This window comes from Collinsella sp. CM84Y_54 (assembly GCF_036317945.1).
Lineage (GTDB): Bacteria > Actinomycetota > Coriobacteriia > Coriobacteriales > Coriobacteriaceae > Collinsella.
This window is the reverse complement of record NZ_JAWQCX010000002.1, coordinates 197,893-223,607: the sequence shown is the minus strand read 5'-3', so window position 1 is coordinate 223,607 and position 25,715 is coordinate 197,893. Positions and strand designations below refer to the sequence as shown.

At 59.3% G+C, this 25,715-nt stretch carries 25 protein-coding genes and 5 tRNA genes; 20 read left to right on the top strand and 10 right to left on the bottom strand.

Going from position 1 to position 25,715, the window contains the following annotated elements:
* Window positions 1–33 precede the first annotated feature (33 nt).
* The 6 genes from disA to V2391_RS04145 all read left to right on the top strand — a co-directional run bounded on the left by disA (window position 34) and on the right by V2391_RS04145 (window position 5,538).
* The gene (gene disA / locus V2391_RS04170) at window positions 34–1,074 is read left to right on the top strand and encodes a DNA integrity scanning diadenylate cyclase DisA (protein WP_006234973.1); all 1,041 of its coding nucleotides are present in this window, start codon (window positions 34–36) and stop codon (window positions 1,072–1,074) included.
* Entirely contained in the window at window positions 1,074–1,802 is a 729-nt protein-coding gene (ispD, locus tag V2391_RS04165; protein WP_329738350.1) for a 2-C-methyl-D-erythritol 4-phosphate cytidylyltransferase, read from the top strand. Before disA ends, ispD begins: the two co-directional genes overlap by 1 nt.
* Window positions 1,792–2,286, top strand: a complete 495-nt coding sequence (gene ispF / locus V2391_RS04160) for a 2-C-methyl-D-erythritol 2,4-cyclodiphosphate synthase (RefSeq protein WP_006234975.1) — start codon at window positions 1,792–1,794, stop codon at window positions 2,284–2,286. Before ispD ends, ispF begins: the two co-directional genes overlap by 11 nt.
* Before the next feature lie 3 nt (window positions 2,287–2,289).
* A complete protein-coding gene (gene cysS, locus V2391_RS04155) occupies window positions 2,290–3,756 on the top strand; it encodes a cysteine--tRNA ligase (RefSeq protein ID WP_329738349.1) in 1,467 nt (488 codons plus the stop codon).
* Window positions 3,757–3,942: 186 nt separating this feature from the next.
* Window positions 3,943–4,857 carry a 23S rRNA (guanosine(2251)-2'-O)-methyltransferase RlmB gene (gene rlmB, locus V2391_RS04150; protein ID WP_329738348.1) on the top strand — a complete coding sequence of 305 codons (915 nt, stop codon included), beginning with the start codon at window positions 3,943–3,945 and terminating at the stop codon, window positions 4,855–4,857.
* A gap of 3 nt (window positions 4,858–4,860) precedes the next feature.
* Window positions 4,861–5,538 carry an NYN domain-containing protein gene (locus V2391_RS04145; protein ID WP_006234978.1) on the top strand — a complete coding sequence of 226 codons (678 nt, stop codon included), beginning with the start codon at window positions 4,861–4,863 and terminating at the stop codon, window positions 5,536–5,538.
* A gap of 27 nt (window positions 5,539–5,565) precedes the next feature.
* Here V2391_RS04145 and V2391_RS04140 read toward each other — a convergent pair whose 3' ends face one another.
* A complete protein-coding gene (locus V2391_RS04140) occupies window positions 5,566–6,948 on the bottom strand; it encodes a DNA-binding protein (protein WP_329738347.1) in 1,383 nt (460 codons plus the stop codon).
* Between the two features lie 119 nt (window positions 6,949–7,067).
* Here V2391_RS04140 and V2391_RS04135 point away from each other — a divergent pair.
* The 13 genes from V2391_RS04135 (at window position 7,068) to rplA (ending at window position 14,239) form a co-directional block, all read left to right on the top strand.
* Window positions 7,068–7,142, top strand: a tRNA-Thr gene (locus V2391_RS04135).
* 393 nt (window positions 7,143–7,535) lie between these two features.
* Complete coding sequence (locus tag V2391_RS04130) at window positions 7,536–8,207, top strand: hypothetical protein (RefSeq protein WP_329738346.1); 672 nt, start codon at window positions 7,536–7,538, stop codon at window positions 8,205–8,207.
* Between the two features lie 29 nt (window positions 8,208–8,236).
* Window positions 8,237–9,235 (top strand): hypothetical protein, encoded by a 999-nt coding sequence (locus tag V2391_RS04125; RefSeq protein WP_329738345.1) that lies wholly within the window; start codon window positions 8,237–8,239, stop codon window positions 9,233–9,235.
* 624 nt (window positions 9,236–9,859) lie between these two features.
* Window positions 9,860–9,941 (top strand) — tRNA-Tyr (locus V2391_RS04120).
* A gap of 10 nt (window positions 9,942–9,951) precedes the next feature.
* Window positions 9,952–10,027, top strand: a tRNA-Thr gene (locus tag V2391_RS04115).
* 3 nt (window positions 10,028–10,030) lie between these two features.
* Window positions 10,031–10,107 (top strand) — tRNA-Met (locus V2391_RS04110).
* A gap of 96 nt (window positions 10,108–10,203) precedes the next feature.
* The gene (gene tuf, locus V2391_RS04105; protein ID WP_035137538.1) at window positions 10,204–11,394 is read left to right on the top strand and encodes an elongation factor Tu; all 1,191 of its coding nucleotides are present in this window, start codon (window positions 10,204–10,206) and stop codon (window positions 11,392–11,394) included.
* A gap of 277 nt (window positions 11,395–11,671) precedes the next feature.
* A complete protein-coding gene (rpmG, locus tag V2391_RS04100; protein ID WP_102372646.1) occupies window positions 11,672–11,821 on the top strand; it encodes a 50S ribosomal protein L33 in 150 nt (49 codons plus the stop codon).
* 13 nt (window positions 11,822–11,834) lie between these two features.
* Window positions 11,835–11,910, top strand: a tRNA-Trp gene (locus tag V2391_RS04095).
* Window positions 11,911–11,986: 76 nt separating this feature from the next.
* Entirely contained in the window at window positions 11,987–12,325 is a 339-nt protein-coding gene (secE, locus tag V2391_RS04090) for a preprotein translocase subunit SecE (RefSeq protein WP_117583102.1), read from the top strand.
* A gap of 3 nt (window positions 12,326–12,328) precedes the next feature.
* Entirely contained in the window at window positions 12,329–12,865 is a 537-nt protein-coding gene (nusG, locus tag V2391_RS04085) for a transcription termination/antitermination protein NusG (RefSeq protein ID WP_099432095.1), read from the top strand.
* 120 nt (window positions 12,866–12,985) lie between these two features.
* Window positions 12,986–13,414 (top strand): 50S ribosomal protein L11, encoded by a 429-nt coding sequence (gene rplK, locus V2391_RS04080; RefSeq protein ID WP_022093893.1) that lies wholly within the window; start codon window positions 12,986–12,988, stop codon window positions 13,412–13,414.
* A gap of 117 nt (window positions 13,415–13,531) precedes the next feature.
* Window positions 13,532–14,239: a 50S ribosomal protein L1 gene (gene rplA / locus V2391_RS04075; RefSeq protein ID WP_273375079.1), complete on the top strand. Its 708-nt coding sequence runs from the start codon at window positions 13,532–13,534 to the stop codon at window positions 14,237–14,239.
* Between the two features lie 286 nt (window positions 14,240–14,525).
* Here the strand turns inward: rplA and V2391_RS04070 are convergent, their stop codons facing one another.
* The 9 genes from V2391_RS04070 to V2391_RS04030 all read right to left on the bottom strand — a co-directional run bounded on the left by V2391_RS04070 (window position 14,526) and on the right by V2391_RS04030 (window position 24,532).
* Complete coding sequence (locus V2391_RS04070) at window positions 14,526–15,236, bottom strand: metallophosphoesterase family protein (protein ID WP_329738344.1); 711 nt, start codon at window positions 15,234–15,236, stop codon at window positions 14,526–14,528.
* Complete coding sequence (locus tag V2391_RS04065; RefSeq protein ID WP_329738343.1) at window positions 15,233–17,149, bottom strand: BMP family ABC transporter substrate-binding protein; 1,917 nt, start codon at window positions 17,147–17,149, stop codon at window positions 15,233–15,235. Before V2391_RS04065 ends, V2391_RS04070 begins: the two co-directional genes overlap by 4 nt.
* Window positions 17,150–17,243: 94 nt before the next feature.
* On the bottom strand, window positions 17,244–18,011 hold the full coding sequence (locus tag V2391_RS04060; RefSeq protein WP_329738342.1) for a mechanosensitive ion channel family protein: 768 nt from the start codon (window positions 18,009–18,011) through the stop codon (window positions 17,244–17,246).
* A gap of 277 nt (window positions 18,012–18,288) precedes the next feature.
* Window positions 18,289–19,083 (bottom strand): ABC transporter ATP-binding protein, encoded by a 795-nt coding sequence (locus tag V2391_RS04055; RefSeq protein WP_329738341.1) that lies wholly within the window; start codon window positions 19,081–19,083, stop codon window positions 18,289–18,291.
* Window positions 19,076–19,999, bottom strand: coding sequence for an ABC transporter permease (locus V2391_RS04050; RefSeq protein WP_329738340.1), 924 nt, complete (start codon window positions 19,997–19,999; stop codon window positions 19,076–19,078). Before V2391_RS04050 ends, V2391_RS04055 begins: the two co-directional genes overlap by 8 nt.
* A gap of 204 nt (window positions 20,000–20,203) precedes the next feature.
* Window positions 20,204–21,184: an ABC transporter substrate-binding protein gene (locus tag V2391_RS04045; protein WP_329738339.1), complete on the bottom strand. Its 981-nt coding sequence runs from the start codon at window positions 21,182–21,184 to the stop codon at window positions 20,204–20,206.
* 159 nt (window positions 21,185–21,343) lie between these two features.
* The gene (locus tag V2391_RS04040) at window positions 21,344–22,132 is read right to left on the bottom strand and encodes a hypothetical protein (protein WP_329738338.1); all 789 of its coding nucleotides are present in this window, start codon (window positions 22,130–22,132) and stop codon (window positions 21,344–21,346) included.
* Between the two features lie 251 nt (window positions 22,133–22,383).
* Entirely contained in the window at window positions 22,384–23,787 is a 1,404-nt protein-coding gene (asnS, locus tag V2391_RS04035) for an asparagine--tRNA ligase (RefSeq protein WP_329738337.1), read from the bottom strand.
* A 181-nt stretch (window positions 23,788–23,968) separates the two neighbouring features.
* Window positions 23,969–24,532, bottom strand: coding sequence for a PTS sugar transporter subunit IIA (locus tag V2391_RS04030; RefSeq protein WP_022093882.1), 564 nt, complete (start codon window positions 24,530–24,532; stop codon window positions 23,969–23,971).
* 243 nt (window positions 24,533–24,775) lie between these two features.
* On the opposite strand from V2391_RS04030, the gene V2391_RS04025 reads away from it, so the two are divergent.
* Window positions 24,776–25,675 (top strand): alpha/beta hydrolase, encoded by a 900-nt coding sequence (locus tag V2391_RS04025; protein ID WP_329738336.1) that lies wholly within the window; start codon window positions 24,776–24,778, stop codon window positions 25,673–25,675.
* The last annotated feature ends 40 nt before the right edge of the window (window positions 25,676–25,715 follow it).

The window sequence follows — 25,715 nt, the reverse complement described above, 5'->3', positions numbered from 1 at the left end:
GATGCCTTGGATAAGAACGAGCTGCAAAAGCGTATGGAACAGGCCATCCGCCTGACGGCACCTGGTCAGCCGATCCGCACCGCCCTCGACATGATCATCGCCGGTCACCTGGGCGCCCTTATCTGCGTCGGCGACACCGAAAACGTGCTCGCTGCCGGTAACGACGGCTTCCCGCTCAACATTTCGTTCACCTCGAACCGTCTGTTCGAGCTCTCCAAGATGGACGGTGCCATCGTCATCGACGGTGACCTCACCCAGATCCTGCGCGCCAACTTCCACCTCAATCCCGATCCCTCGCTTGCCACGAGCGAGACAGGTATGCGTCACCGCACCGCCGCTCGCATGTCGGTGCTCACGGATGCCATCGTGATCTCGGTCTCGGCCCGTCGTGCCGTTGTCAACGTGTATGTTCACGGCAAGAGCTACGAGATCCAGCCCGTTACCACCATCATGAGCTCGGTCAACCAGCTCGTCGCCACGCTCCAGACTACCCGTCAGTCGCTCGATCGCTCCCTGCTGCGCCTGACGGCCCTCGAGCTCGACGACTACGTTACGCTCGCCGACATTACCGGTATTTTCTCGAGCTTCGAGATCATGCAGCAGGCAAAGACCGAGCTTAAGGATTGCATTGTCAAGCTGGGCAACCAGGGCAAGCTCGTGCAGATGCAGCTCGAGCAGCTCGCCGGCTCCAGTATGGATACCGAGTATGACCTGATGATCCGCGACTACGCGAGTGACTCCTCCGAAGCAAACGCCGAGAAAATTCGCGCTGAGCTTGCCCGTATGACGCCCAAGGACTTGTCCGATCCGCAGCATGTGGCGGCGGTTCTGGGCTACGACGACCTGGACGAGGACTCCGTCATGACGCCGCTGGGCCTGCGCACGCTTTCGCGCGTGTCCGTCGTGCGCGACGGCGTGGCCGAGAAGATTGTCGACGAGTACGGCTCGCTGCAGGAGCTCATGGATGACATCAGCGAGGACCCGGAGCGCCTAGGCGACTTTGGCGTTAACAACCCTGCCATTCTTGCGGACTCGCTGTACCGCATGAAGGGCACCAAACAGGGGAACGCATAATGGCGCCCGTATGCGCCGTGGTCGTTGCCGGTGGCAGCGGCCAGCGCTTTGGTAACCCCGGTGGCAAACAACTCGTCAATGTAGCGGGCTGTCCGCTCATGAGCTGGTCCATCCGCGCATTTGATCGGAGCGACAAGGTCGGCCACATCGTGGTGGTGTGTCCTGTCGAGCGCCGTGCCGAGATGCGCCGCCTGGCCATCGACCCGTTTGGCTATGACACGCCCATCAGCTTTGCCGATGCCGGCGATACCCGTCAGGATTCCACCCGAGCCGGCGTGCATGCGGTACCGGCAGGCTTTGAATACGTCGCCATTCACGACGGCGCTCGTCCGCTCATTACGACCGAGGCCATCGACCACGCTATCGACGTGCTCATGGGTGACCGCTCGCTCGACGGTGTCGTGTGCGGTCAGCCCGCGATTGACACGCTCAAGATCGTCGATGGCGATAACATCGTTGAGACACCGCCGCGCGAACTCTATTGGGCTGCACAGACGCCGCAGATCTTTAGTGTCGACGCTATGAAGCGCGCCCATGCCGCGGCGATTGCCGAGGGCTTTATCGGCACGGACGATTCGTCGCTGGTCGAGCGCATGGGCGGGCGTGTCCGCTGCGTCCAGAGCCCACGCGATAACCTTAAGGTGACGGTACCCGAGGACTTGCGTCCCGTAACCGCGATTCTGCTCGGCCGCATGGCCGAGGGAGAGGATCTTCCCCATGTTCAGTAACCTGCGCATTGGCCACGGCTACGACGTCCACCGTTTGGTGGAGGGGCGTCGATGTATCATCGGCGGTGTCGACATTCCCTACGAGCGCGGCCTGCTGGGCCACTCGGATGCCGATGTGCTCGCGCACGCCTTGGCCGACGCCATTTTGGGCGCCTGCCGCGGGGGAGACATCGGCAAGCTATTCCCCGACACCGATCCCGCCTACGAGGGTGCCGATTCGATGGTGCTGCTTGCCCGTGTGATGGACTATGCGCGCGAGCTGGGCTTTGAGTTTGTCGATGCCGATTGCACCATTGCCTGCCAGCAACCCAAGATCACCCCGCACCGCGATGCCATGCGCGCCAACCTTGCCCATGCCCTGGGCGTTGACGTCGAAAACGTGGGCGTTGCCGCCACTACGACCGAAAAGCTCGGTTGGGAAGGCCAAGGCGAGGGAATTGGCGCCTGGGCCGTCTGCCTGCTACAGAAAACCGTTAAGGAGTAACGAATGCGTATCTACAACAGCGCTACCCATAAAAAGGAAGAGTTCCAGCCCATCGAGTCCGGCAAGGTCCGCATGTACGTGTGCGGCCCCACGGTCTACGACAACATCCACATCGGCAACGCCCGCACGTTCATCAGCTTCGATGTGATTCGCCGCTGGCTCATCGCGAGCGGCTACGAGGTCACGTTTGCTCAGAACCTCACCGATGTCGACGACAAGATCATCAAGCGCGCCAACGAGCAGGGCCGTACGGCCGCCGAGGTCGCGACGGAGTTCTCCGACAAGTTCATCGGCGTCATGCGCGCCGCCAACGTGCTCGATCCCGACGTGCGTCCCCGCGCCACCAAAGAGATCGGCCCCATGATCGCCATGATCAAGACGCTTATCGAGCAGGGCCACGCTTATGCAGCCGATAACGGCGACGTGTACTTTGCCGTGCGCAGCGATCCCAACTACGGTCAGGTCTCGGGCCGCAACATCGATGACCTTATGGTGGGCGCGCGCATCGAGGAGAACGAGGACAAGAACGACCCGCTCGACTTTGCCCTGTGGAAGGCCGCCAAGCCCGGCGAGCCCAGCTGGCCGAGCCCCTGGGGCGAGGGCCGTCCCGGCTGGCACACCGAGTGCGCCGCCATGGTGCACCGCTACCTGGGCACCCCGATCGACATCCACGGCGGCGGCTCCGACCTTGCCTTCCCGCATCACGAGAACGAGTGCGCCCAGGCTACCTGCGCCTGGCACCAGGGCTTCTCCAACACCTGGATGCACACGGGCATGCTGCTGGTCGACGGCGAGAAGATGTCCAAGTCGCTCGGTAACTTCTTTACGCTGGCCGAGGTGCTCGAGCAGCACTCTGCCGCGGCTCTGCGCTTGCTGATGCTGCAGACGAGCTATCGCTCGCCGCTCGACTTCTCTTGGGAGCGCCTGGAGGGTGCCGAGAACTCGCTCACGCGTATCGCCGGCACGGTCGAGAACCTGCGCTGGGCTGCAAGCCACGCGACGGCCGACGCCGATGAGGCTGCCGCCGAGGCGTTTGTCGCCAAGGCCGCCGAGACTCGTGCCGCCTTTAAGGAGTGCATGGACGACGACTTTAACACCGCCGGTGCCATGGGTGCCGTCTTTGGCTTTGTCACCGAGTGCAATCAGTATCTGGAGCAGGCGGTCGATGCTGCCGACAAGGCCGCCGCGCTTGCCGCCGCCGACACGCTGGCCGAGCTGCTCGATACGCTTGGCGTTGAGCTCCCCGAGCCCAAGGTCGAGCTGCCGCTGGGCCTGCTGGGCGTTGCCGCCGGCCTGGTCGCCTACACTGGTGACGACGTGGACGAGGCAGCTTCCAAGATTCTCGAGGCTCGCGCCGAGGCCCGTGCCGCCAAGAACTGGGATCTGGCAGATGCCATTCGCGATCAGCTCAAGGACCTGGGCCTCACGATCGAGGATACTGCCGCCGGTACCCGTATCAAATCTCTCTAATCCCTGCGGGTTTCCCAAGCACCCGACCTTGCCGTTCAAACCGTCGCTCGCGTACTCAAGTACGCGTCGCTCCTCTTTCACGGCAATCTCGGGCACTTGGAAAACCCGTACCGACCGCCCGAATTAATATTCATGGGCGGTCGTTTATTTTGTTTCGATTGATAGTTGTATTTAGGAGGTCGCTTTATGGCCGACAATCGCAAGCGTGCGCCTCGTGGCGGCAAGCAGGCTGCTTCTAGCTCGCGTCCGATTCGCCGCAATGATCGCGCTGCCGCTCCTAAGGGCCAGCGCGATCGCGCCCAGGCCGCTCGTCCGCAGCGCGAGCGTGGCCGCGACAACGTTCAGGCTCCCAAGGGCGAGTTTATCGAAGGCCGTCGTGCTGCCGCCGAGGCGCTACGCACCGGTTTTCCCATCAAGTGCGCGCTCATCGCCGAGGGCGGGGAGCGCGATGCTGCCTTGTCGCGCCTGGTCGACGACCTCAACGCCGCGGGTGTCCGCATTAAGTATGTGCCGCGCGCGCAGCTCGACGCACTGTCGAGCCATGGCGCTCACCAGGGCATTGCGCTCGAGGTTGGCAACTTCCCCTATGCCGATGTCGCCGGTATCCTCGACCGCGCGGGCGACGGTCCGGCGCTCGTCATCGTGCTCGACCATGTGACCGACGACGGTAACTTTGGCGCCATCGTGCGCTCCGCCGAGGTTGTGGGTGCGGCCGGCGTCATCATTGCCAACAAGCGCGCCGCCGGCGTGACCGTGGGCAGCTACAAGACTTCAGCCGGCGCCGTCATGCATCTGCCTATCGCGCAGGTGCCCAACATCGCCCGTGCGCTCGATGACCTCAAGGCCGCCGGCTTTTGGGTGGGCGGTGCCTCCGAGCACGCCGAAGGCAGTTGCTGGGATGCTCCCTTCGAGGGTCGCGTGGCGCTCGTCATGGGGTCCGAGGGCGATGGCATCTCGCGCCTGGTGCTCGAGAAATGCGACTTTTTGACCAAGCTTCCCCAGCGCGGCATGACCGAGAGCCTCAATGTTGCCCAGGCGACCACGGCGCTGTGCTTTGAGTGGCTGCGCCGCAACGCCGGCGAGCTCATGGGGGAGGAGTAGCGCATGTCCAAAAAGAACCGTGCCAAGTCCAAAGCCAAGCGCTTTGGCGAAGGCTCGGCCAAGCCGATTGTCTCGGCCGCGACCTACGGCGTGGGCGGCAATGCGTTTGCACAGGCTATCGCCGACCCAGTCTCGACGGTGCACTCCAACAAGCCCGAGCTGCTGGTGGTCGACGGTTACAACGTGATCCACTGCACGCCGCGCTACGAAAAGCTCGTATACGACCATTCCGACGATCCGTATTCCAGCGACGTTCACGATATGGCGCGCACCGCCCTCATCAACGACGTCGCCGCCTTTGCCCAGGGCCGCTACGAGGCCGTGATCGTGTTCGACGGCGCGGGCAATATCTCCAGCGAGCGTCCCAACCTGCCGGCCCGCGGCGTGCGCATCGAGTTTTCGCCGACGGGCGTCTCTGCCGACACCGTGGTGCAGAAGCTCTGCATCGAGGCACGTGAGGAGGGCCGCGCGTGCTCCGTGGTATCGAGTGACGGTACAATCCAGGCCGTCGTCATGGGCAAGGGTGTCACGCGTATCTCGAGCCGCATGCTGGTGGACGAGATCAAGCAGATCGATAACGACGTTCACGAGGCAGAGGAAGCTCCGCAGATCAAGATGACTTTGGGCAGTCGCCTGAGTCCCGATGCCCTGGCCAAGCTCAAGGCCCTGCGCGGGAGGTAGGGGAGTTGGCGGGGCAATGCTGCCTCGCTAACTCCATTCAGCGATGTCGACCATTCTTTCGAGGCGCCATGTTAGCGCCTCTTTTAGATAAGGCAGTCTCGCTGCTAGGGCATCGTTTTTAGACAGAATCTCGATCGCCTCGTCAACGAAGCCTTCGAGTTTGCCGCCGTCAAACCAGCCCATGTCCTCGACGAGCAACATTTGTTTGGCGGGGCTTGAATGAAATTGTGCGCTGGTAAAACTGTGCTCTCCCGCCCTAAGCTCCTCTAGTGATATGTTGCACCAGAGTGATGAGCCCGAATCGAAGATGGGGGCTGGTCTGCAGGCCAGTGAGTTGACGTTTCGCACGAGGCCGAAGTTGCGCCAATGACGATCGTAGTTGGCAATGATGTCATCGCATACGATCATGCGGTCAAGGGCGTCTTTTATATCTGTCGCTCCAAGCTCCTCGCTGTTTGCTACATACCGTTCGTAATCGGTTAGTCGCTCGTCTGCATTTGCATGCTGGTTTACATAGAACGCAGGGACATATTCTTCTTCGTCAGTTAAGAAGACATTGCATGTGCTCAAGGCGGAAGTACCCGCGCCTTCGAGCGAATAGGGTACATAATCGCAACCGTTTAGGATGCGACGGTGAAGTGCAGTCGCCACCAGCTCGTTATAAGGTTCCTGGTTTAGATGTGCACCTGCCTTGTGGAGGATTCGACGGTCACCCTCGCATGTCCAGTACTTTTGAAGATTGCCGTCCGAGGTGTTGTCAGGCTTTGCGGCAGCTGCCTTACCCTCCGGGGCGAAGGGTGCAATGGTTAGCGAGACGTCGTCAAAAGCATTATTGAAGAAATTGATATCTTCCCACGCGAGACCGGAGTCTTGGGGCCTAATCCAATACTGGTCGGATAGGGAGAGGCCAAGATTTCGCTGTACGAGTTCATCGGGAACATCGACTGCGGCTTCTGCAAGCAGGGAGGCTAGCCCAATGCGTGCGAGCGGGATACCGCGGCCGCGCCACCAGATGCGGAAGGAGTCGAGCGATATGGGACTATTAGGGCCAAATACTCCAATAGGGGCGTGGGCACGATCGACGTCGGCGCCGATGTGGGTAAAGTCTTTTCGCGATGTGCTGTAGACCAGCTGAGCGACTTCGTGTGTGCGATTCATGAGGGTGAATGCGATCTCGCTCTTACCGTGGCCGCGGCGGGGACGTCCCCCCGTTTTGGTCACGGAACGGAGTCGCGTGTCGACGCTGTCTTTGTCGATGAGCCATACACCAGAAGCCTTGCGGGCCTCAAGTGCTCCGTTTTTTATGAGCTCCTGCACCCTGCGCGGGGTGATGTCGAGTAGCTCTGCAGCTTCCTTCGTGGTCAACATCGCGAAACCCTTCGTCAGAACGAATAGTTTTATCTTCTTCATTGTAATAAAAACTATTCGTTCTGACGAATAGTTTTGAGATGTGGTCGGTCAAAGGGCCTGTTGCGCCTCGTCCGCAATTCCTTTATTCTAAACAGGCTTCGCGCGAAAGCGCCAAGTGTGCCAGTGTGGCGCAACGGTAGCGCAACTGATTTGTAATCAGTGGGTTGCAGGTTCGATTCCTGTCACTGGCTCCATGAGAGTTTCGGGCTCTGTTCCCTTGTGGGACAGGGCCCGTTTCTTATGTGTGCCGGAATCGAACCTGCGAGGGCGCGAGCGTCAAGCGAACGCGGAGCGTTCGTAGCGAGCGGGCAAGGATGCCGGCAGGCATCCGAAGCCGGAGCGGATTCGCGAAGCGAATACGCGGACTTCCTGTCACTGGCTCCATGAGAGTTTCGGGCTCTGTCTCTATATGGGACAGGGCCCGTTTCTTTTTAGGTAGGCGCCTACGTGGTCTGGTTCCTTTTCCGTCACCTGCAATAACCAAGCACTGCTTGGTCGTTGGATATAGCTTTGTAAAAGAGAATGGAGTCAACAAAGCCAACGAAAGGAAATCGTTGGCATAGGGTCTACGGAAAGGAAAAAAGACCATGATTTACTCTCTTTGCGACATTGCCGGCAAGGACAGGGCAACAAATAAGCCGATCATCAGCATCCGTGCCATGGATATGGAGATGCAGCTACTGCGCTACTTTCGCGATTATGGTTTGGATGACGATCCGGATTGGCGCGAGTCCCTCGATGTCATTCTCGAGTCGCAACGAGAAGACGGTTGTTTTCCTCTGAGCAGCGATTGCCATATGCCCAGTGATGCACGTGTCGATTTTCTCTATCGACCTACGTACGCTTGCTGCCAGATCATGATGCGAGCTCTGCTGGGTGGAAAGCTATCGAACGAGCAGGGGCAACGCGTCAAAACTGCCCTGTCTCGCGGCCTTGCTTTTTCCTGCGGGCGCGGCCTTAATGGCCACGGTATCGAAGATCTTGAGCGGCAGTGCGAGGACGTTGCCGATTTTGGCCATGCGGGGATTACGGAAATAGCTGAGCGTTATCCCATGCTGTGCCCCGAGTTTTTCTCCCTTATTAATAAGATTGGAGACGAATACGTTGAGCGCATCGCCAATGGAGATGTGATTTACTACTTTGGATCAAATCTTGCACAGAAGATTTTGACGGCGGCAGAGTCCCTGGGCCGGACCAATTTGTCGCTCGACAAAATCCAACGCTATCTTGAGATGGACTCGAAGAGAAAAAATCGATAGGTTAAAGATTGGAAAGGCGGGCGCCGCCAATGCTGCTTGGACAGTACATAAAAAGAAACATGCCAGATGCGGTCGAGCTCAACGATATGATTTCCCGTCCAGGCGAGGGATATGCTATTAGCCAGATGGCGGTAGCGCCCGTCGACACGGGGGCCTTGCGGATGCATGTCAAGGCGTATGCAAATGGACCCGATGGTCCATATTTGGAGGGACGCCTAGCGCTCTACCATCAGGTGCACGAGCTTTTTGCGCTGCTTGCAGCTGAGCCGTCTAACAAAGGCATGAAGGGCTACGAACTCAAGGATTCCTTTATTGGCGGTGAAGAGGCGGACTTGATTATGCTCACCGTTTCCCACGAAGAGCGCTCGCAGGAAGACATCGCCTATAACGTTTTGCTGTGCAGCAAGAACGCGGTGGGGGAGCGCCGTGCCAGGATTCGCGATGGCGTGCGTATCGGCGGCATGTGCGTGGCCGAGGAGTTTGGGTATCGCGGCGAATTCAGGTCCTCGGTACACCCGCTGGCGCTGCCGCTCAATTTGAGCGAGGTCTACGTGCTTATGGATGCGCTGGCTGCCTATGAGCGCGGATGCAGCCGGTTTGATCCCCATGGTAGGACGGCCCGGCGTATTGCAGGCATGATCAAGCGCGAGCTGAGCGGTTACGCTAAGGAAAAACTTGGTTCGCGTTTGGAGGGGATGGGCTTTGCTCAACTGGAGGAGGTCGACCCCATGTTTGTTCCTGATATTCCAGGGGATAAAGTGCCTGAGGGCAGATCTTCGCAGGTTGCCAATTGGCTCTTATATGAAAAGGCTGGTCGCTGGGCGCGTGTGTGTCTTGCGGGTGGCGGGAGCGTGCAAGGGATTATCTTGCCGCGAGCTGAGCTTGGGCGCTTCTTTGCGAGTCGTCCACAAGCGGCGAGGGACGATGCAGCCCAAGCGGATTCACGACCCAAGTGTGTCGTCTGGCGAAGCGATGATGACTACGACGTTATTGACTGGGCAGATGTCGTGGATGTAAGGCGAGAATAGATAAATGTCTCGATCTGTAACACGAAGGGGCGGAAAACCGTTCGTACTGTTACAGAATGAGACGTAAGCCAGGGTCTCTGCGAAACATCTCGATCTGTAACAGATAGGGGAGAAAATGTTCTCTAAATGTTACAGATAGAGACAAAGGCGGGAGCGGGCCCAGCCGTTTACCTTGAGCGTGGATTTCTGGACGTACGAGCGTGGAAAATCTACCGCCTAGTGAATGAGCGTGGATAATCTGCCACTTTGGGTTCGAAGCCGTGCTAAAAGAGGGAGATTATCCACGCTCGATTTCAAACGGGAGATAATCCACACTCGTCCGTGCCGGAAAAGCTCGATCGCGACCTATGTAATAGTGCGAGAGGGTCGTTATCGAAGGTCGATGCTGTAGGCGTACTCCACCGTGCCAAAGTGTTCCCTTGGGAAATGTCACCAGCGTAGCGAAATCCACCGCCCTTCATATCTAAACTCAACAAAAACGCAGGTCAAAGGCATATAGATACGCCCGGCACCGTGTATCTAGAGGTTTTCGTTGACAGCCCCCAAGGTTGCATCGTATTATCTTTTTCGTTCGCGGGGGCGGCGGTCCAAAAGACCAAAGAACCTGCGGATACTTGAACGATTGGGAGTTTGCCCGAGTGGTTAATGGGGACGGGCTGTAAACCCGTTGGCTCTGCCTACATAGGTTCGAATCCTATAGCTCCCACCCGTCAAGTGCCTGTATAGCTCAGTCGGTAGAGCACTTCGTTGGTAACGAAGAGGTCACCAGTTCAAGTCTGGTTGCAGGCTCCATCCGGCGGTGTAGCTCAGTTGGTTAGAGCACACGGTTCATACCCGTGGCGTCACTGGTTCGAATCCAGTCACCGCTACCATAGGTAACACGGTGGCTTCTCAATAGTATGTTGAGAGGCCACTATGGTATAAAGGCAAAGTCCCGTCCGGGGACGACCTGTTAAGAGGAGGGCTTTATGGCCAAAGAGAAGTTTGAGCGCACTAAGCCGCATGTTAACATCGGCACCATTGGTCACGTCGACCACGGCAAGACCACGCTGACCGCCGCCATCACCAAGGTTCTCTCTGAGACCGAGGGCTGCAAGGCTGACTTCACTGCGTTCGAGAACATCGACAAGGCTCCCGAGGAGCGCGAGCGCGGCATTACGATCTCCGTCTCCCACGTTGAGTACGAGACTGCTGCCCGTCACTACGCTCACGTTGACTGCCCGGGCCACGCTGACTACGTCAAGAACATGATCTCCGGCGCTGCTCAGATGGACGGCGCTATCCTGGTCATCGCCGCTACCGACGGCCCCATGGCTCAGACTCGCGAGCACATCCTGCTCGCCCGTCAGGTCGGCGTCCCCTACATCGTCGTCTTCCTGAACAAGTGCGACATGGTCGACGATGACGAGCTCATCGACCTCGTCGAGATGGAGACCCGTGAGCTCCTCTCCGAGTACGATTTCCCCGGCGACGATATCCCCGTCATCCGTGGTTCCGCTCTGGGCGCTCTCGAGGGCGACGCCAAGTGGATGGACGCCATTCGCGAGCTCATGAAGGCCGTCGACGAGTACATCCCGACGCCTGCTCGTAACAACGACCTCCCGTTCCTGATGGCCGTTGAGGACGTTATGACCATCTCCGGCCGTGGTACCGTTGCTACCGGCCGTGTCGAGCGCGGTGAGCTCAAGCTCAACGAGCCCGTCGAGATCGTCGGCATCAAGGATACCCAGAACACCGTCGTTACCGGTATCGAGATGTTCCGTAAGTCCATGGACTTCTGCGAGGCTGGCGACAACGTCGGTCTGCTGCTCCGCGGCATCAAGCGCGAGGACATCGAGCGCGGCCAGGTTCTCTGCAAGCCCGGTTCGGTTACCCCGCACACCAAGTTCACCGGCGAGATCTACGTTCTGACCAAGGAGGAGGGCGGTCGTCACACCCCGTTCTTCGATGGTTATCGTCCTCAGTTCTACTTCCGTACCACCGACGTTACCGGTACGGTCAAGCTGCCCGAGGGCACCGAGATGGCTATGCCTGGTGACCACATCACCATCGAGGGCGACCTCATTCACCCGATCGCCATGGAGGAGGGCCTGCGCTTCGCTATCCGCGAGGGTGGCCACACCGTCGGTTCGGGCATCGTCTCCACGATCATTGAGTAAATTAGCTCTTTGATATAGCTGACTTAGAGAACCCGGCACTTATAGGGTGCCGGGTTCTTTTCTACGCGGGGCTTGTTCCCTGCCGATTGCGCTTCGCTCGCCCTTAAGCCGAGCGTGAGGGATCGATTAGATCTCGCTGGCTTCATTGATGTGTTCCAAATATGAATGGATCCAGCGAGAACCAATTGATTCGAGGTTTTCATTGACAGCACTTACATAGAGCTGATAAAGTACCATCTCGTGCCCGTACGGGGCGGATATGAAAGGTTCAGGATACATGCGTACTCTAGTTACTCTTGCGTGCACTGAGTGCAAGCGCCGCAACTATACGACCACCAAGAACAAGGCGAACATGCCTGATCGTATGGAGATCAAGAAGTATTGCCCCTGGTGCCGTCATCACACGCTGCACAAAGAGACTCGCTAGTCTCTAGTCACATACGCCAGTAGTTCAATTGGTAGAGCATCGGTCTCCAAAACCGAGTGTTGAGGGTTCGAGTCCTTCCTGGCGTGCCAGTCATTATTCCGTAAGCTCCCAATTGGGGGCTTACGGTTTACTCATGTATAAGCGCATTGCGCGGAGGTAACCCAAATGGCCAACAAGAAGAACAAGAAGAAGGCTCAGCAGCCGGCACCTGCCAACAACGCTGCCGCCAACTCCAAGGTTGAGGCCAAGAAGGCCGTTGCCAAGAAGAACGAGAAGGCTGCGAAGTCCAAGAAGAACGAGAAGCCTGGTTTCTTCGCCCGCACCAAGAAGTATTTCGCTTCGGTCAAGTCCGAGATGAAGCGTGTCACGTGGCCCGATAAGAAGGAGCTCGTGAACTACTCGGTCGTCGTTTGCGCTTCTCTGATCGTCGTCGGCGTCGTCATCGCTCTGCTCGATGCTGGCTTTGGCGAGGCTCTTGCTCTGTTCTCTGGATTGAGGGGCTAAACCATGTCTAAGCGTTGGTACGTCGTTCACACTTACTCTGGATACGAGAACCGCGTTAAGTCCGATCTCGAGCATCGCATCGAGACTATGGGCATGCAGGACCGTATCTTTGATATCGAGATTCCTATGGAGCGCGTCACCGAGATTAAAGAGGGTGGCAAGCGTGAGACCAAGGATTCCAAGATCTTCCCGGGTTATGTCCTGGTCCGCATGGAGATGGATGACGATGCATGGACGTGTGTTCGCAACACGCCCGGCGTCACCGGTTTCCTGGGCGGCAACGGCAAGCCCGCTCCGCTTTCCCGCGACGAGTACAATAAGATGACTCGTCGTCCCGGTAAGGGCGATTCGCCCAAGCGCACCTCGGTTGATATTGAGGTCGGCACGTCCGTCCGCGTCACCGATGGCCCGCTTACCGACTTTGATGGCAAGGTCTCCGAGGTTAACACCGAGGCTGGCAAGCTCAAGGTCACGCTGATGATCTTTGGCCGCGAGACGCCGGTTGAGCTCGACTTTAACCAGGTCGCTGTCATCGCTTAAGTTTTCGTCCGTTCGCGCGAGCGTGCTTCTTCTGTGACTGCTCATCTCAGGAGTGCTTCTAACACGTGCGTGCTTACGATATAGCAAGTACTTCACACTCGTGATTCGAAAGGAATGACCATGGCTGAGAAGAAGGTTGCCAACGTCATTAAGCTCCAGATTCCTGCTGGTGCAGCTAACCCCGCTCCTCCCGTCGGCCCCGCCCTGGGTGCTGCTGGCGTGAACATCATGCAGTTCTGCCAGGCCTTTAACGCCGAGACGCAGGACAAGAAGGGCGACATTATCCCCGTTGAGATCTCTGTCTACGAGGACAAGTCCTTCTCCTTCATCACCAAGACCCCGCCGGCGGCTCACCTCATCAAGAAGGAGCTGAACCTCAAGTCTGGTTCCGCTAAGCCGCAGGCCGACAAGGTTGGTCAGCTCTCCCAGGAGCAGCTCACCAAGATCGCCGAGATCAAGATGCCGGACCTCAATGCCAACGACATTGACGCCGCCAAGAAGATCATCGCCGGTACCGCCCGCTCCATGGGCGTCACCATCGCTGAGTAGCGATTTCTTTAGGTAATGACGGGTGCTCCGATCGGGGCGCCCGTTATATGTGTGCAATAGGGCACACGATACGATGTGGGAGGGCATAAGCCCGTTTAACCACAGGAGGTAATGCACATGGCTAAGCATGGTAAGAGCTATAACGCCGCTGCCGAGAAGATCGACCGCGCAGCGCTCTACACCCCCCTTCAGGCTGCCAAGCTCATCAAGGAGCTCGACACCGCCAAGTTCGACGAGACCGTCGAGGCCCACTTCCGTCTGGGCATCGATACTCGTAAGGCTGACCAGAACATCCGTGGTTCCATCTCCCTGCCCCACGGCACCGGCAAGACCGTTCGTGTTGCCGTCTTCGCTGAGGGCGAGAAGGCTCGCGAGGCCGAGGCTGCCGGCGCCGACATCATCGGTTCCGACGAGCTCGTTGCCCAGATCCAGAAGGGCGAGATCAACTTCGACGCCGCTATCGCTACGCCGAACATGATGGCCAAGGTCGGCCGCATCGGTAAGATCCTTGGTCCCCGTGGCCTCATGCCGAACCCCAAGCTCGGCACCGTGACCATGGACGTCGCCAAGATGGTCTCCGAGCTCAAGGCCGGTCGCGTTGAGTATCGCGCCGATCGCTACGGCATCTGCCACGTGCCCCTGGGCAAGAAGTCTTTCTCTGAGCAGCAGCTCGTCGAGAACTACGCTGCCCTGTACACCGAGATCCTGCGCGTCAAGCCCTCTTCTGCTAAGGGCAAGTACGTCAAGTCCATCTCCGTGTCTTCCACCATGGGCCCTGGCGTCAAGGTCGATCCCGCTGTCCAGCGTGACTTCCTGGCTGAGTAGCTGCTAGTTACTGCCTGAGCAAAGCAAGCATTGCTAAAGAAACCCGGTTCTGCCTCGTACAGGCCCGGGTTTCTTGCTATCTCGGGCCAAAACCACCACAAAGGGGACAGGCACTTCGTGGTGGTTTTGGCACTTTGGCGTCAATGTTATGGCATCGCAGCGAGCCGGTTCCAAGTGCCCCAGGTCGCCCCGAAAGAGGAGCGACGCGTACTTTGGTACGCGAGCGACGGCTTGAGGGGCGAGATGGGGTGCTTGGGGCCGGCGCAGCGTCAAGCCTTAAAGGTGGTTACCAGGGGGTTCTGGCGGTAGAGGACTCGATGGCCTCGTGGCGCTTGAGCTCGCGGCGCATGGTTTGCGAATTGAGCCAGGCTGCCTGCCAGCCACGGATAGGGTAGTGCGCTTCGTCAAGTTCAAACTGCGTATAGCCGCAGGCGTTGATGATTGTTGCCCCGCATGCATGCCGACGCTCACGCTGAAAGTCGTGGCCATAGCATTGGTGCACATGCCCGTGCACCATGTAGTCGGGATTCCAGGACTCGAGCGCTGTGTTAAAGCATTCGAATCCTCGATGTGGCAGATCATCCAGATCGCCCACGCCGGCGGCGGGTGCATGGGTGAGCAAGATGTCGCAGCCGCCGACCATCCTGATTTTACGCGACAGCTTGCGCATGCGCTTGGCCATCTCGCGCTCGGTGTACATGTTGGCACCGTCTCGATAGCGCATGGAGCCGCCAAGCCCCGCAATGCGGACGCCGCGATACACGTACACGGTGTCTTCGACGCAGATGCATCCACCCGGTGCATGACGTGCATAGCGGTCATCGTGGTTGCCGCGCACGTAGATGAGCGGCTTGTTGATGACGGTGACCAAAAACTCAAGATAGTCCGGGTCCAGATCGCCAGCTGACAAAATCAGGTCAACACCCTCAAAGCGTTCCTTGTGAAAACACTCCCAAAGGCATCGTTCTTCTGTATCGGCTATGGCAAGGATCTTCATAGGGCGCGGACCTTCGGCTCATCGCTGGGCTGCGGAATGGTGCCCACCACGTTGTCGGCCAGCCAGTTCATCTCGACAATCTGCGTGCTCGGCAATGGGGGAAAACCCTCGATCTGCACCACGCCGTCTTGGCTATGGAGTTCGCCGCCAAATGGATTGATGGAGCCCTCGACGATGCCATTGCGGAGCAGCTGAACAAGCTTGCGCGTCTGATAAGGCAGGCCCGGAGCGTAGCGAATGTCGATAACGCCCGAGCTCATACCATACCAGTAGTTGACGGCGCGAACCTGGCTATCGTCACTGGTCTCATCCCAGGTGCCATGCAGCAGGCTTCGCACGATAAGCTCGTAGTATCGACCCCAGTTCCATACCGGCATGGCGATGCCGACGACCTTGCCATCGACCAGGCGGTGAAGTCCGTAGGCCGTGGGGTCTTCGAGCGACTTTGACATGTCGGCGCCGGTCATAACACTCACGCCTTCGCGGCACATGGCCTCGGCAAGACCGCCGGCGGGCACATCGCCCCAGGTGAGGATTACCTGCGCGCGAGGGTCGAGCAGCGAGGCGCCGATGGCAAAGGCGTTGATCTCGCTGAGCGCGCCCGAGGCGAAGACCGACGCGTGGTAACCGATGCGGTGGTTGTCCGCCATGCTGGCGGCAAGGGCGCCCAGGAGGAACTTGGCCTCGTACATTTTGCCAAAGTACGAACGGACGCTTTGGTGGGGAAGGCCGATAGAGCAGTTGAGGAATCGTACCTGGGGATACTCGACGGCAGCCCTGAGCGTGTATTCCATCAGGCGGTGCGAGGTCGAGAAGATGACGTTAGCTCCATGTTTGACAGCCGTTTCCACGGCGGCGTAGAACACGTCCGGATTGTGGCAGTTCTCGAATGCCTCGGTGCGCACGATGCCGCCAAAGTGATCGTCGAGATGCTGGCGTCCTTGGTCGTGCAGGCTGTCCCAGCTCGACGTGGCGCAGGGGAATTCATGGATAAAGGCGATGCGCAGGGGGTTGGCCGCCGAATAAACGGTCTTGCCCATAAAGAAGTTGAGCACGCCGGAGGTGGACTTGGCGGGCGACTCCTCCTCATCGACGCTCGGTGCTTCGACAAGATCGACCTTGTCCTCGTCATTTTTGCCGGTGATGACCAGCTCGCGCCAGATCTTGCACAGGCGGTTTACGACGATGTCCGTCGGCGTATCCAGCAGTCGGTCCTGGTTGTACACATTGAGGTATACGAGCATTGCGTCGGCGGGTGTAATGTCCAGATGGTCGCCGCCGGCGCGAAGGTAGGCGCGCTTAAAGAGCAAGAAGGTGTGGCGCAGGTAGTCGACCTTTTTCTGCGGCCATTTTTCGATAAGGTTCTGACCGAGCATCTTGGCGAGCGTTTCGTAGCTTCCCTCACGCGAGAACTCGATCTCGTATAGGGGGCAGACGCGCCAAAACGCGCAGAACTCGCCGTACAGGCGGCTTTCGACGGAATCCCATGTGCCGGGGTAGAGACGGGTGACCTTGGCCGAAACCGTCAGGGCGTCCAGGAATTTGAGGACGCTGACGCGCTTGTTGCCTTCCTGGACATAGAACCGATGCATGAACTCGGTGACGATGATGGGGTCGCGATAGCCCTCGGTCACCTGGATGTCGTAGAGATTGGACCACTTGCGGGCGAACTCGGTGTTAAACGGCAGCAGGGGCATAAAGTTACACGAAAAGGCAGACTGACGGCCTTTGGTGACCGTGCCGACGACCATTTCGAGCGGAATGTCCCTCAGGCCGACGCTCTCTCGCTGGCCTAAGGGGAGCTGGGCAACGAGGCCGTCGAGGTCCGTAAGGTACGGGTGCTCGCTTTGGCTGATGGCGCGACGGCGTCCCTGCTCGCCGCGCTTGCGTGCTTGACGATAGGCCTCTTCCATGGTGTCTACTCCCTTAGTCGTTTAAACAACGATATGAACCATGGTACCACGATGCGAAACCACCACAAAGGTGCCTGTCCCCATTGTGGTGGTTTTAGGCGATGATGGGGGCGATGGCGCGGATACAGGCGTCGGCTGCCGTGAAGGTGGTGCTGTCGTCGCTGACGATAAAGATGATCTTGCCCTTGATGCCAAAGTCGCCGATCTCACTAAAGAGTACGTAGGGCTCCTTGTCAAAGCCCGAGATGGGAAGCACGGCGGCCTTGGTGACGTCGGTGAGCTCATCTGCCAGCGCGTCCAGTGAAGCCCACTTGGACGTGTCCTTGACCGCGACGGGCACGGCAACGCGCCCAAAGGGCATGAGGTGCACGAGCGTGTTCTTGGAGATGTTGGAGTTGGGGACGATGATGGTCTGCCCGCAGGCGTCCTCGATGGTCGTATGGCGCCAGGTGATGTCTTGGACCACGCCCGAAACGCCGCCGACCTCGATATTGTCGCCGGGCTTGATGATGCCCATAAACGTCACCTGCATGCCGCCGATGAGGTTTGAAAGCGTGTCCTGAAAGCCGAGCGAGATGGCGATGCCGCCGACGCCAAGAGCGGCGACGAGAGCGTTTGCGTTAATGCCAAAGCAGTTGTCGAGGATAAAACTGCCGCCGATCGTCCATATGACGGCGCGCGCGATGTTGATGAAGATGCTGGATGAAGGGAGTGGGTTATCGTCGCGGTTAAGCAGGTGGCGCAGGGTCTTGGACGCGACCTTGGCGGCAACGGCGGTGCCGATAGCCAAGATACCTGCCCAGATGATGTTGTGGACCCATCGTTGTGCAAAGAAATGAAGAATTGGCTCAAACAATTCCATGTAGGGAAACCTCCTCATGATCGTTCAACCATGATACCCAACAAGAAGCCCGTCCGATCAAATTCGGACAGGCTTCTTGGTGGGTATAAGGTTTGCACGGCGGGGAAGAGATCTTCTCAAGGCAGTTTCCTTAGTTCTTGACCAGTGGTCCCTGCTGACGCTGGATTATCGACATGATATGCGAAAACCGCCGCAAGGGCGCCTGTCCCTTTGCGGCGGTTTTGACGTTTGTGCAGATAAAACCTGCCAAAATAAACCTGTCCCTCTTTGGCAGGTTTTAGCTCAGCAGCATGCGGTCGTTGGCGAGCTCGCCGCCCGAGACCTCCTCGAACTTCTGGAGCAGGTCGGCGACGGTGAGCGACTTTTTCTCGTCGCCGGCCACGTCGTAGATCACATGGCCCTCGTGCATCATGATCAGACGGTTGCCCAGACGGATGGCGTCGTTCATGTTGTGCGTGACCATGAGCGTGGTCAGGTGGTTCTCGTCGACGATCTCCTCGGTCAGGTTGAGCACCTTAGAAGCCGTCTTGGGGTCGAGGGCCGCGGTGTGCTCGTCGAGCAGCAGCAGGCGTGGCTTGGTGAGCGTGGCCATCAGCAGGGTGAGTGCCTGGCGCTGGCCGCCCGAGAGCAGGCCGACCTTGGCGTTGAGGCGCGTGTCCAGACCAAGGTCCAGGCGTTTGAGCAGCTCAATGTACTCGTCCTTCTCGGCCTTGGTGACGCCCCACGAAAGACCGCGACGCTGGCCGCGGCGCTTGGCGAGGGCCAGGTTCTCGGCAATCTGCATGTCGGCTGCGGTGCCGCGCATGGGGTCCTGGAACACTCGGCCCAGGTACTTGGCGCGCTGCGACTCGCTCAGACGCGAGATATCGTTGCCGTCAAGCTCAATAACGCCCGAATCGAGCGGATACACGCCGGCGATCATGTTGAGCAGCGTGGACTTGCCGGCGCCGTTGCCGCCGATCACGGTTACAAAGTCGCCGTCGTTAAGGGTGAGATCGACGCCGGTGAGTGCGCGCTTCTCGGTGACGGTGCCCTTGTTAAAGGTCTTTTTGACGTGCGAGAGCTTAAGCATCTGCCTCATCTCCCTTCGTATAGGAGCTGCGGAGCTTGTAGCGCTCCCAAACCACGGGCACGCACAGGGCCACGGCAACGATCACGGCGGAGAGCAGCTTCATGTCGTTGGCATCCATGCCCAGCTGCAGCACGATGGCGCGAATGAGGAAGTACACCACGGAGCCAAAGACTGCAGAGGCAAGACGGACGGAGAACTGCGTGAGACCGCCGGGCAGCAGGCGGCCGAGCACCTCGCCGATAACAATGGCGGCAAGACCGATAACGATGGCGCCGGTGCCCATGCCAATGTCAGCGTACTTCTGGCTCTGGCAGATGAGCGCACCCGAAAGGCCGATAAGGGCGTTAGAGAGCACGAGGGCGATCATCTTGGTGGAGTTGGTGTTGACGCCCAGGGCGCGGATCATGTACTCGTTGTTGCCGGTGGCACGCAGCGCCGAGCCGATCTCGGTGCCAAAGAACCAGTACAGGATGGCGACGATGGCCACGGCCAGCACAATGCCAAGGATAATGGCAACAGTGGACTGCGGCAGGCCCGTCATGTGGCTGACGGATGAGAAGATGGTGCCCTTGGCAAGGATGGGCGTGTTGGATTTGCCCATGATGCGCAGGTTGATGGACCACAGACTGATTTGCGTAAGGATTCCGGCGAGGATTGCGGGAATCTCAAAGACGGTGGTCAAGATACCCGTGACGGCGCCGGCGATGGCGCCGGCGCACATGCCGGCCAGCACGGCGATCAAGGGGTCGACGTTATTGTTGACAATGAGCACGGCGCAAACGCAGCCGCCGAGGGCAAAGCTGCCGTCGCAGGTCATATCGGGGATGTCGAGCAGGCGGAACGTGATAAACACGCCAAGCACCATAATGCCCCAGAGGACACCCTGGGAAACGGCGCCCTGCAATGCAATGAGCATGCTTCATACCTCCTAGGATAGGGTAGACACGTGATTTTCCATAATAGCGGTAACAATGCATAAAAGAGCTGCGGACGGATGTTTTGTCTCATCCGAAACAAGCAGGGCGAACGCCGGTCTTTGACGTCCGCCCCTGTGGCTCAGATATTGAATAGCACGGCAACGGCGCGAGTATGGGCCCTAGGCACATCGCCGCGCATGCCGCTACGCGTCCAGAGCGGAAAGGTCGATGCCCAGGGCCTCGGCCATCTCGTCGTTCTTGACGACGACCAGGTCCTTGCTCGAGAGGTGCTTGATCGGCATATCCTCGGGCTTGGCCTCGCCCTTCAGGATCTTGACGGCCATCTCGCCCGCGGCATAGCCCAGGTCCTCGTAGTTGATGGAGAGGGTGAACAGACCGCCGGTCTTGCACATGCCCTCCTCGCCGGTCACGAAGGGGAGCTTGTTCTCCTTGCAGATCTGGCCGACCTGCGAGGCACCCGCGGCGATGGTGTTGTCGGTGGGGGAGTACAGCGCGTCGACCTTGCCCACGGCAGACTCGACGACAGACTGAATCTCGTTGGAGCTCGAGACGGTGAAGTCAGTGTACTCGAGGCCTAGCTTGTCGAGCTCCTTCTTGGCGGCCTTGATCTGGACGTCGGAGTTGGACTCGGCGGTGCAGTAGAGCAAGCCGACCTTCTTAACGTCGGGCAGGACCTTCTGCATCATCTCGAGCTGCTCGGCGACCGGGGTGAGGTCGGAAGCGCCCGTGACGTTGGTACCGGGCTTGTCGTTGTCCTGGACCAGGCCGGAAGCGGCGTAGTCGGTGATGGCGCAGCCAACGATGGGGATATCGGCGGTGGCACCGGCGGCAGCCTGCGCGGCGGGCGTAGCGATGGCATAGATCAGGTTGACGCCGTCGCCTACGAACTTGTCGGCAATGGACTTACACGTGGACTGGTCGTTCTGGGCGTTCTTCTGGTCGATCTTGACCTTGAGACCGCTCTTCTTGATGGCCTTGACAAAGCCGTCGTTGGCGGCATCGAGCGCGGAGTGCTCGGTAAGCTGCAGAACGCCGATGGTGTAGTCGGAACCGGCGGCAGCGGAGCCGGAACCAGAGTTGCCGCCGCATCCGGCGAGCGGAGCGAGCGCGAGCAGGCCAGCGGAGACAAGAAGGCTCCTGCGGCTGATGGTGATGTCCTTCATATCATTACCCCCAGTATAAAAATGGCTGGAAACACTGCACTAGGAAAAAGTGCAAGTGGGACTATAGTAACGCCGATGTCCATTTTTACAATAACCTGGCGGGTTTTTTAATACTGAACCGGATGGGCGGTGCTGAGGAACGACGGACGGTAACGGGGCTTATGCTGCGGGTGCGGGGCTGTCTTCTTCGTCTAGCGCGGCAAAGAGTTTCTTGCCGTCGAGCAAACGCGTGCTGACGTTTCTCATGCGGCTGACCTCAACGGTGCGCAGAGTGTCGTCGGCGCCTCGGGTGTCGTAGACCGTTCCCAGCAGATACGAGACGCCATCGCGTTGCCTGATGGCAAAGGGCCGGACCGTCATCCGCACCACCTCGATTTCGCCCCGGGTCAGGACATTTGTGATATCAAAGCTGACGGTTGTTCCATGGTCGATGGCCTGTTCGACGAGCTCGCACGTGTCGATACGCTTGGCGTGCGGACGCGTTGCCTTGACGGGCGCGTCGTTGGCGGCCGGTGCCGGTTCGGGCATATCGAGATAGTCGCGAACATCGGCGCTCGCCATGGCGACCAGGTGCTGTGCCATGCTCTTTCGAATGGCTATGGGCGTCGATCGGTTGCGCATGACCATGCCGTGGAGCCGTATGATCTCTTCGTCAGCAAGCGGGCGGGTGAGGAGCCGATAGCCCACGCCGCGCTTATAGTCGATTTCGTATCCGGCGTGACGAAGTGCAGATATCGAGGTATAGATGCTGCGGCGTGCCGCCGAGATGGGCATGCGGGCGGGGTCGTCGGGATGGGCGAGGAGCTCGACCAGCTCGTCGGAAAGCAGCGCCTTGTCCTCGCCGGTGTTCTCGCTCAAGAGCTGCAGAATGCGTACGGCGCGATAGGCTGCCATCGAGGCGGAGCCCCTGGTCGTGGTCTCGTAGTTTTCAACAACGGCTTCGGTCATAGCGCCCACGTCCTTTCCTTTTTTTGGTGATGGCAGATCAGAGCCTAGGGTGCGGAGTCTGGCCAAGGACGCGTGACGCCTTGGACGGTCGATGGTTGCCGGCAAACGGCGGGTCGAGTTTTCAACAACCCTGCCTAACTGACCAAAACCTTGCCAAAAGCTTGACGGATGCTGTTGAAAAAAAGCGCCCCTCGGCTTGCCGAGAGGCGCTGGCGTGATGCGCTGGAACGCGTTTGGTGGCGCTATGGCGATTAGAAGTCGGCGTTGCCCACGGTGCGCGGGTGCGGCAGGACGTCGCGGATGTTGCCCACGCCGGTGAGGTACATCACCAAGCGCTCGAAGCCCAAGCCGTAGCCGGCGTGCTTGCAGGAACCGTAGCGGCGCAGGTCAAGGTAGTACTTGTACTGCTCGGGATTCATGCCCAGGTCCTTGATGCGGGCCTCGAGCAGATCCAGGCGCTCCTCGCGCTGGGAGCCGCCGATAATCTCGCCGATACCGGGAACCAGGCAGTCGGCGGCGGCGACGGTCTTGCCGTCCTCGTTCATGCGCATGTAGAACGCCTTGATCTCGGCCGGGTAGTCGGTTACAAAGGTCGGGCGCTTAAAGTGCTCCTCGGTCAGGAAACGCTCGTGCTCGGTTTGCAGGTCGATGCCCCAGCTCACGGGATAGTCAAACTTGTGACCCGCAGCGACTGCCTGCTCCAGGATCTCGACGGCCTCGGTATAGGTGACGCGGGCAAAGTCGGAGTTGGCGACATGGTCCAGGCGCTCGAGCAGACCCTTGTCCACAAACTTGTTGAGCATATTGAGCTCGTCGGGGCAGGTGGCCATGACGTCCTTAAGGACGTACTTGAGCATGGCCTCGGCGTTATCCATGTAGTCGTTCAGATCGGCGAAGGCCATTTCGGGCTCAATCATCCAAAACTCGGCGGCGTGGCGCGTGGTGTTGGAGTTTTCGGCGCGGAAGGTGGGGCCAAAGGTGTACACGTCGCCAAAGGCCATGGCAAAGTTCTCGGCATTGAGCTGGCCGGACACGGTGAGGCTCGCATGCTTGCCAAAGAAGTCCTGGCTCCAGTCGACCTCGCCGGACTCGGTGAGGGGCGGGTTTTTGGGGTCGAGCGTGGTCACGCGGAACATCTCGCCGGCGCCCTCGCAGTCACTCGTGGTGATGATGGGGGTGTTGACGTAGACAAAGCCCTGCTCCTGGAAGAAGCGGTGGATGGCGGCAGCCGCGACAGAGCGGATGCGGAACACGGCGCGGAACAGGTTGGTGCGCGGGCGCAGGTGCTGCTGGGTGCGCAGGAACTCGACGGTTGCGCGCTTCTTCTGCAGCGGGTAATCCGGGGCGCTCGTGCCCTCGACCTCGATGGAGGTGGCAGAAAGCTCGAAAGGCTGGGGCGCATCGGGGGTCAGCTTGACGGTGCCGGTGCAAATGAGTGCGGCCGAGACGTTTTGATGGGCGATCTCGTCGTAGTTGTCGAGTGCCTCGCGGTTCATGACGATCTGCAGGTCGCGGAAGCAGCTGCCGTCGTTGAGCGTAACAAAGCCAAAGTTCTTCATGTCGCGGACGGACTTGACCCAGCCGGCGACGGTGACGGTTTGGCCGCCGAGCGACTCGGCATCGGCATAGAGCTGCGCGATTTTGGTGCGGTTCACGTATCCTCCCATAACGGTTGAATGATAGTTATCCATACAGTTCGTTATTCTAGCAGCTCGTCTCATTTGGGCTATACAGATAAGGCATTGGCGGGATGGTTTTTCAAACGAAAAGCGCCCGCGGCCAAATGGTCGCGGGCGCTTGACGAGGTGCCTTTTGGCTGTGTGGCGCGGGGCCTGGCTACTTGGTCTTGGCTACCAGCAGCGGGTCGCCAAGCTTGACGAGCGGGTTGCCGCCGATAAGCGTTCCAGACTCGCCGACATGGTCGATGCTCTTAAGACGATCGAGCTCGGAGACGATGACGGTCACGATGTCCTCGTGACCAGCGGCCTTAATGGCCTCGCGGTCGAAGCTGATGAGCGGCTGGCCTGCCTTGACCACATCGCCCATCTCGACAAAGCGGGCAAAACCCTTGCCGTTCATTTCCACGGTGCCCAGGCCGACATGGATGAACACGCGCAGGCCGTCCTCGGTAATCATGCCGATGGAGTGGTTGGTGACAGTGGTGGCACCGATGCGGCCGTTGGCGGGCGCATAGATGGTGCCGGTAATGGGCTCGATGCCATAGCCCTGGCCAAGCATGCCCGAGGCGATCGTCTCGTCGGGAACCTCGTCCAGGTTGACGAGCACGCCGTTGACGGGGGCATAGATGACGCCTTCGCGGGTAGCGAAGCTTGCTGCGGGCGGAACGGACGCCTCGCCGGTCGAGGTGAAGGTGGACTTAAGCGAATCGAGCAGACCCATAGTTGCCTCCAACTTAAATAGGCGCATATCGCGCGTTTGGTTTGCCGGAAACGTTTCACATGTGTTTCGCGGCTTGGTCAACGCCCCTATTCTACGCTGCTCAACGATACCTCTGAACTGGGATTATGTGATATATCAGTTGAAGGGAAACTTATTGCCGGAGTGTTTCTGCGCCACGGGTTCAAGTGGGGTACGCTTGAAGGCGAAAAACAAGGGCGCATAATTTGCGCGAAGGGAGCACATATGATTGTCGAGAACCATGCGCTGTGGGGCGAGGAGCCGACCGAGGATTATCCGGCGACGTTTACGTATTTGGGTGCCGAGCCGTTGCCCGATAAACCGAATGGCCGCCGCCCCGCGGTGATTATCTGTGGCGGAGGTGCGTTTACGCATATCGCTCCGCATGAGCAGGATCCTGTGGCGTTTGCGTTTTTGGATCACGGTTACCAGGCCTTTGTGCTCAACTATGTCACGAGTTCTACGGGTGACGTGAGCTTTCCGCACCCCCAGGCAGATCTTGCCAAGATGGTCGCCACGGTGCGCGCCAACGCCGACGAGTGGCATGTCGATCCTAAGCGCGTGTGCGTCGTGGGCTTTTCTGCTGGCGGCATGATTTGCGCCTCGCTGGCAACACAGTGGAAGACCGGCCCCTTTGCGGCACTTGCCGGGGCGCGTCCGGACGACATTCGTCCCGATGCCGTGGTGCTGGGCTATCCATTGCTCGACTTTGCCTATGTGCGCGACATGCAGACGCGCGATCCGCGCATTGACTTGCGCGTGCCCAAGACGGGCGGCAAGACGGGACGCGATTTGCTCAACGACTACCTGTCGATGGTGACGGGCGGCGAGGCAACTGACGAGCATCTGGCCGACATCTGCCCCACCACGCATGTTTCGCGTCAGATGCCACCGACCTTTGTGTGGGGCGTGTCCGACGACAAGACGGCGCCGATCGCGCAGGTATGCCCGTTTGCGCAGCGCATGGCCGAGGAGGGCGTTGCATGCGAGATGCACGTCTTCGACCAGGGTGGTCACGGCCTTTCGCTCGGCAACGCCAACACCGCGGTCGACAACGAGGACAAGCAGGTGGCGGTCCGTCCCTGGATTCGCCTAGCCTTCCGCTTCCTGGAGCGCCATCTGTAAGAGGACGGGCATCCCAGCCCTTCAATAACTTGCGGTGAAA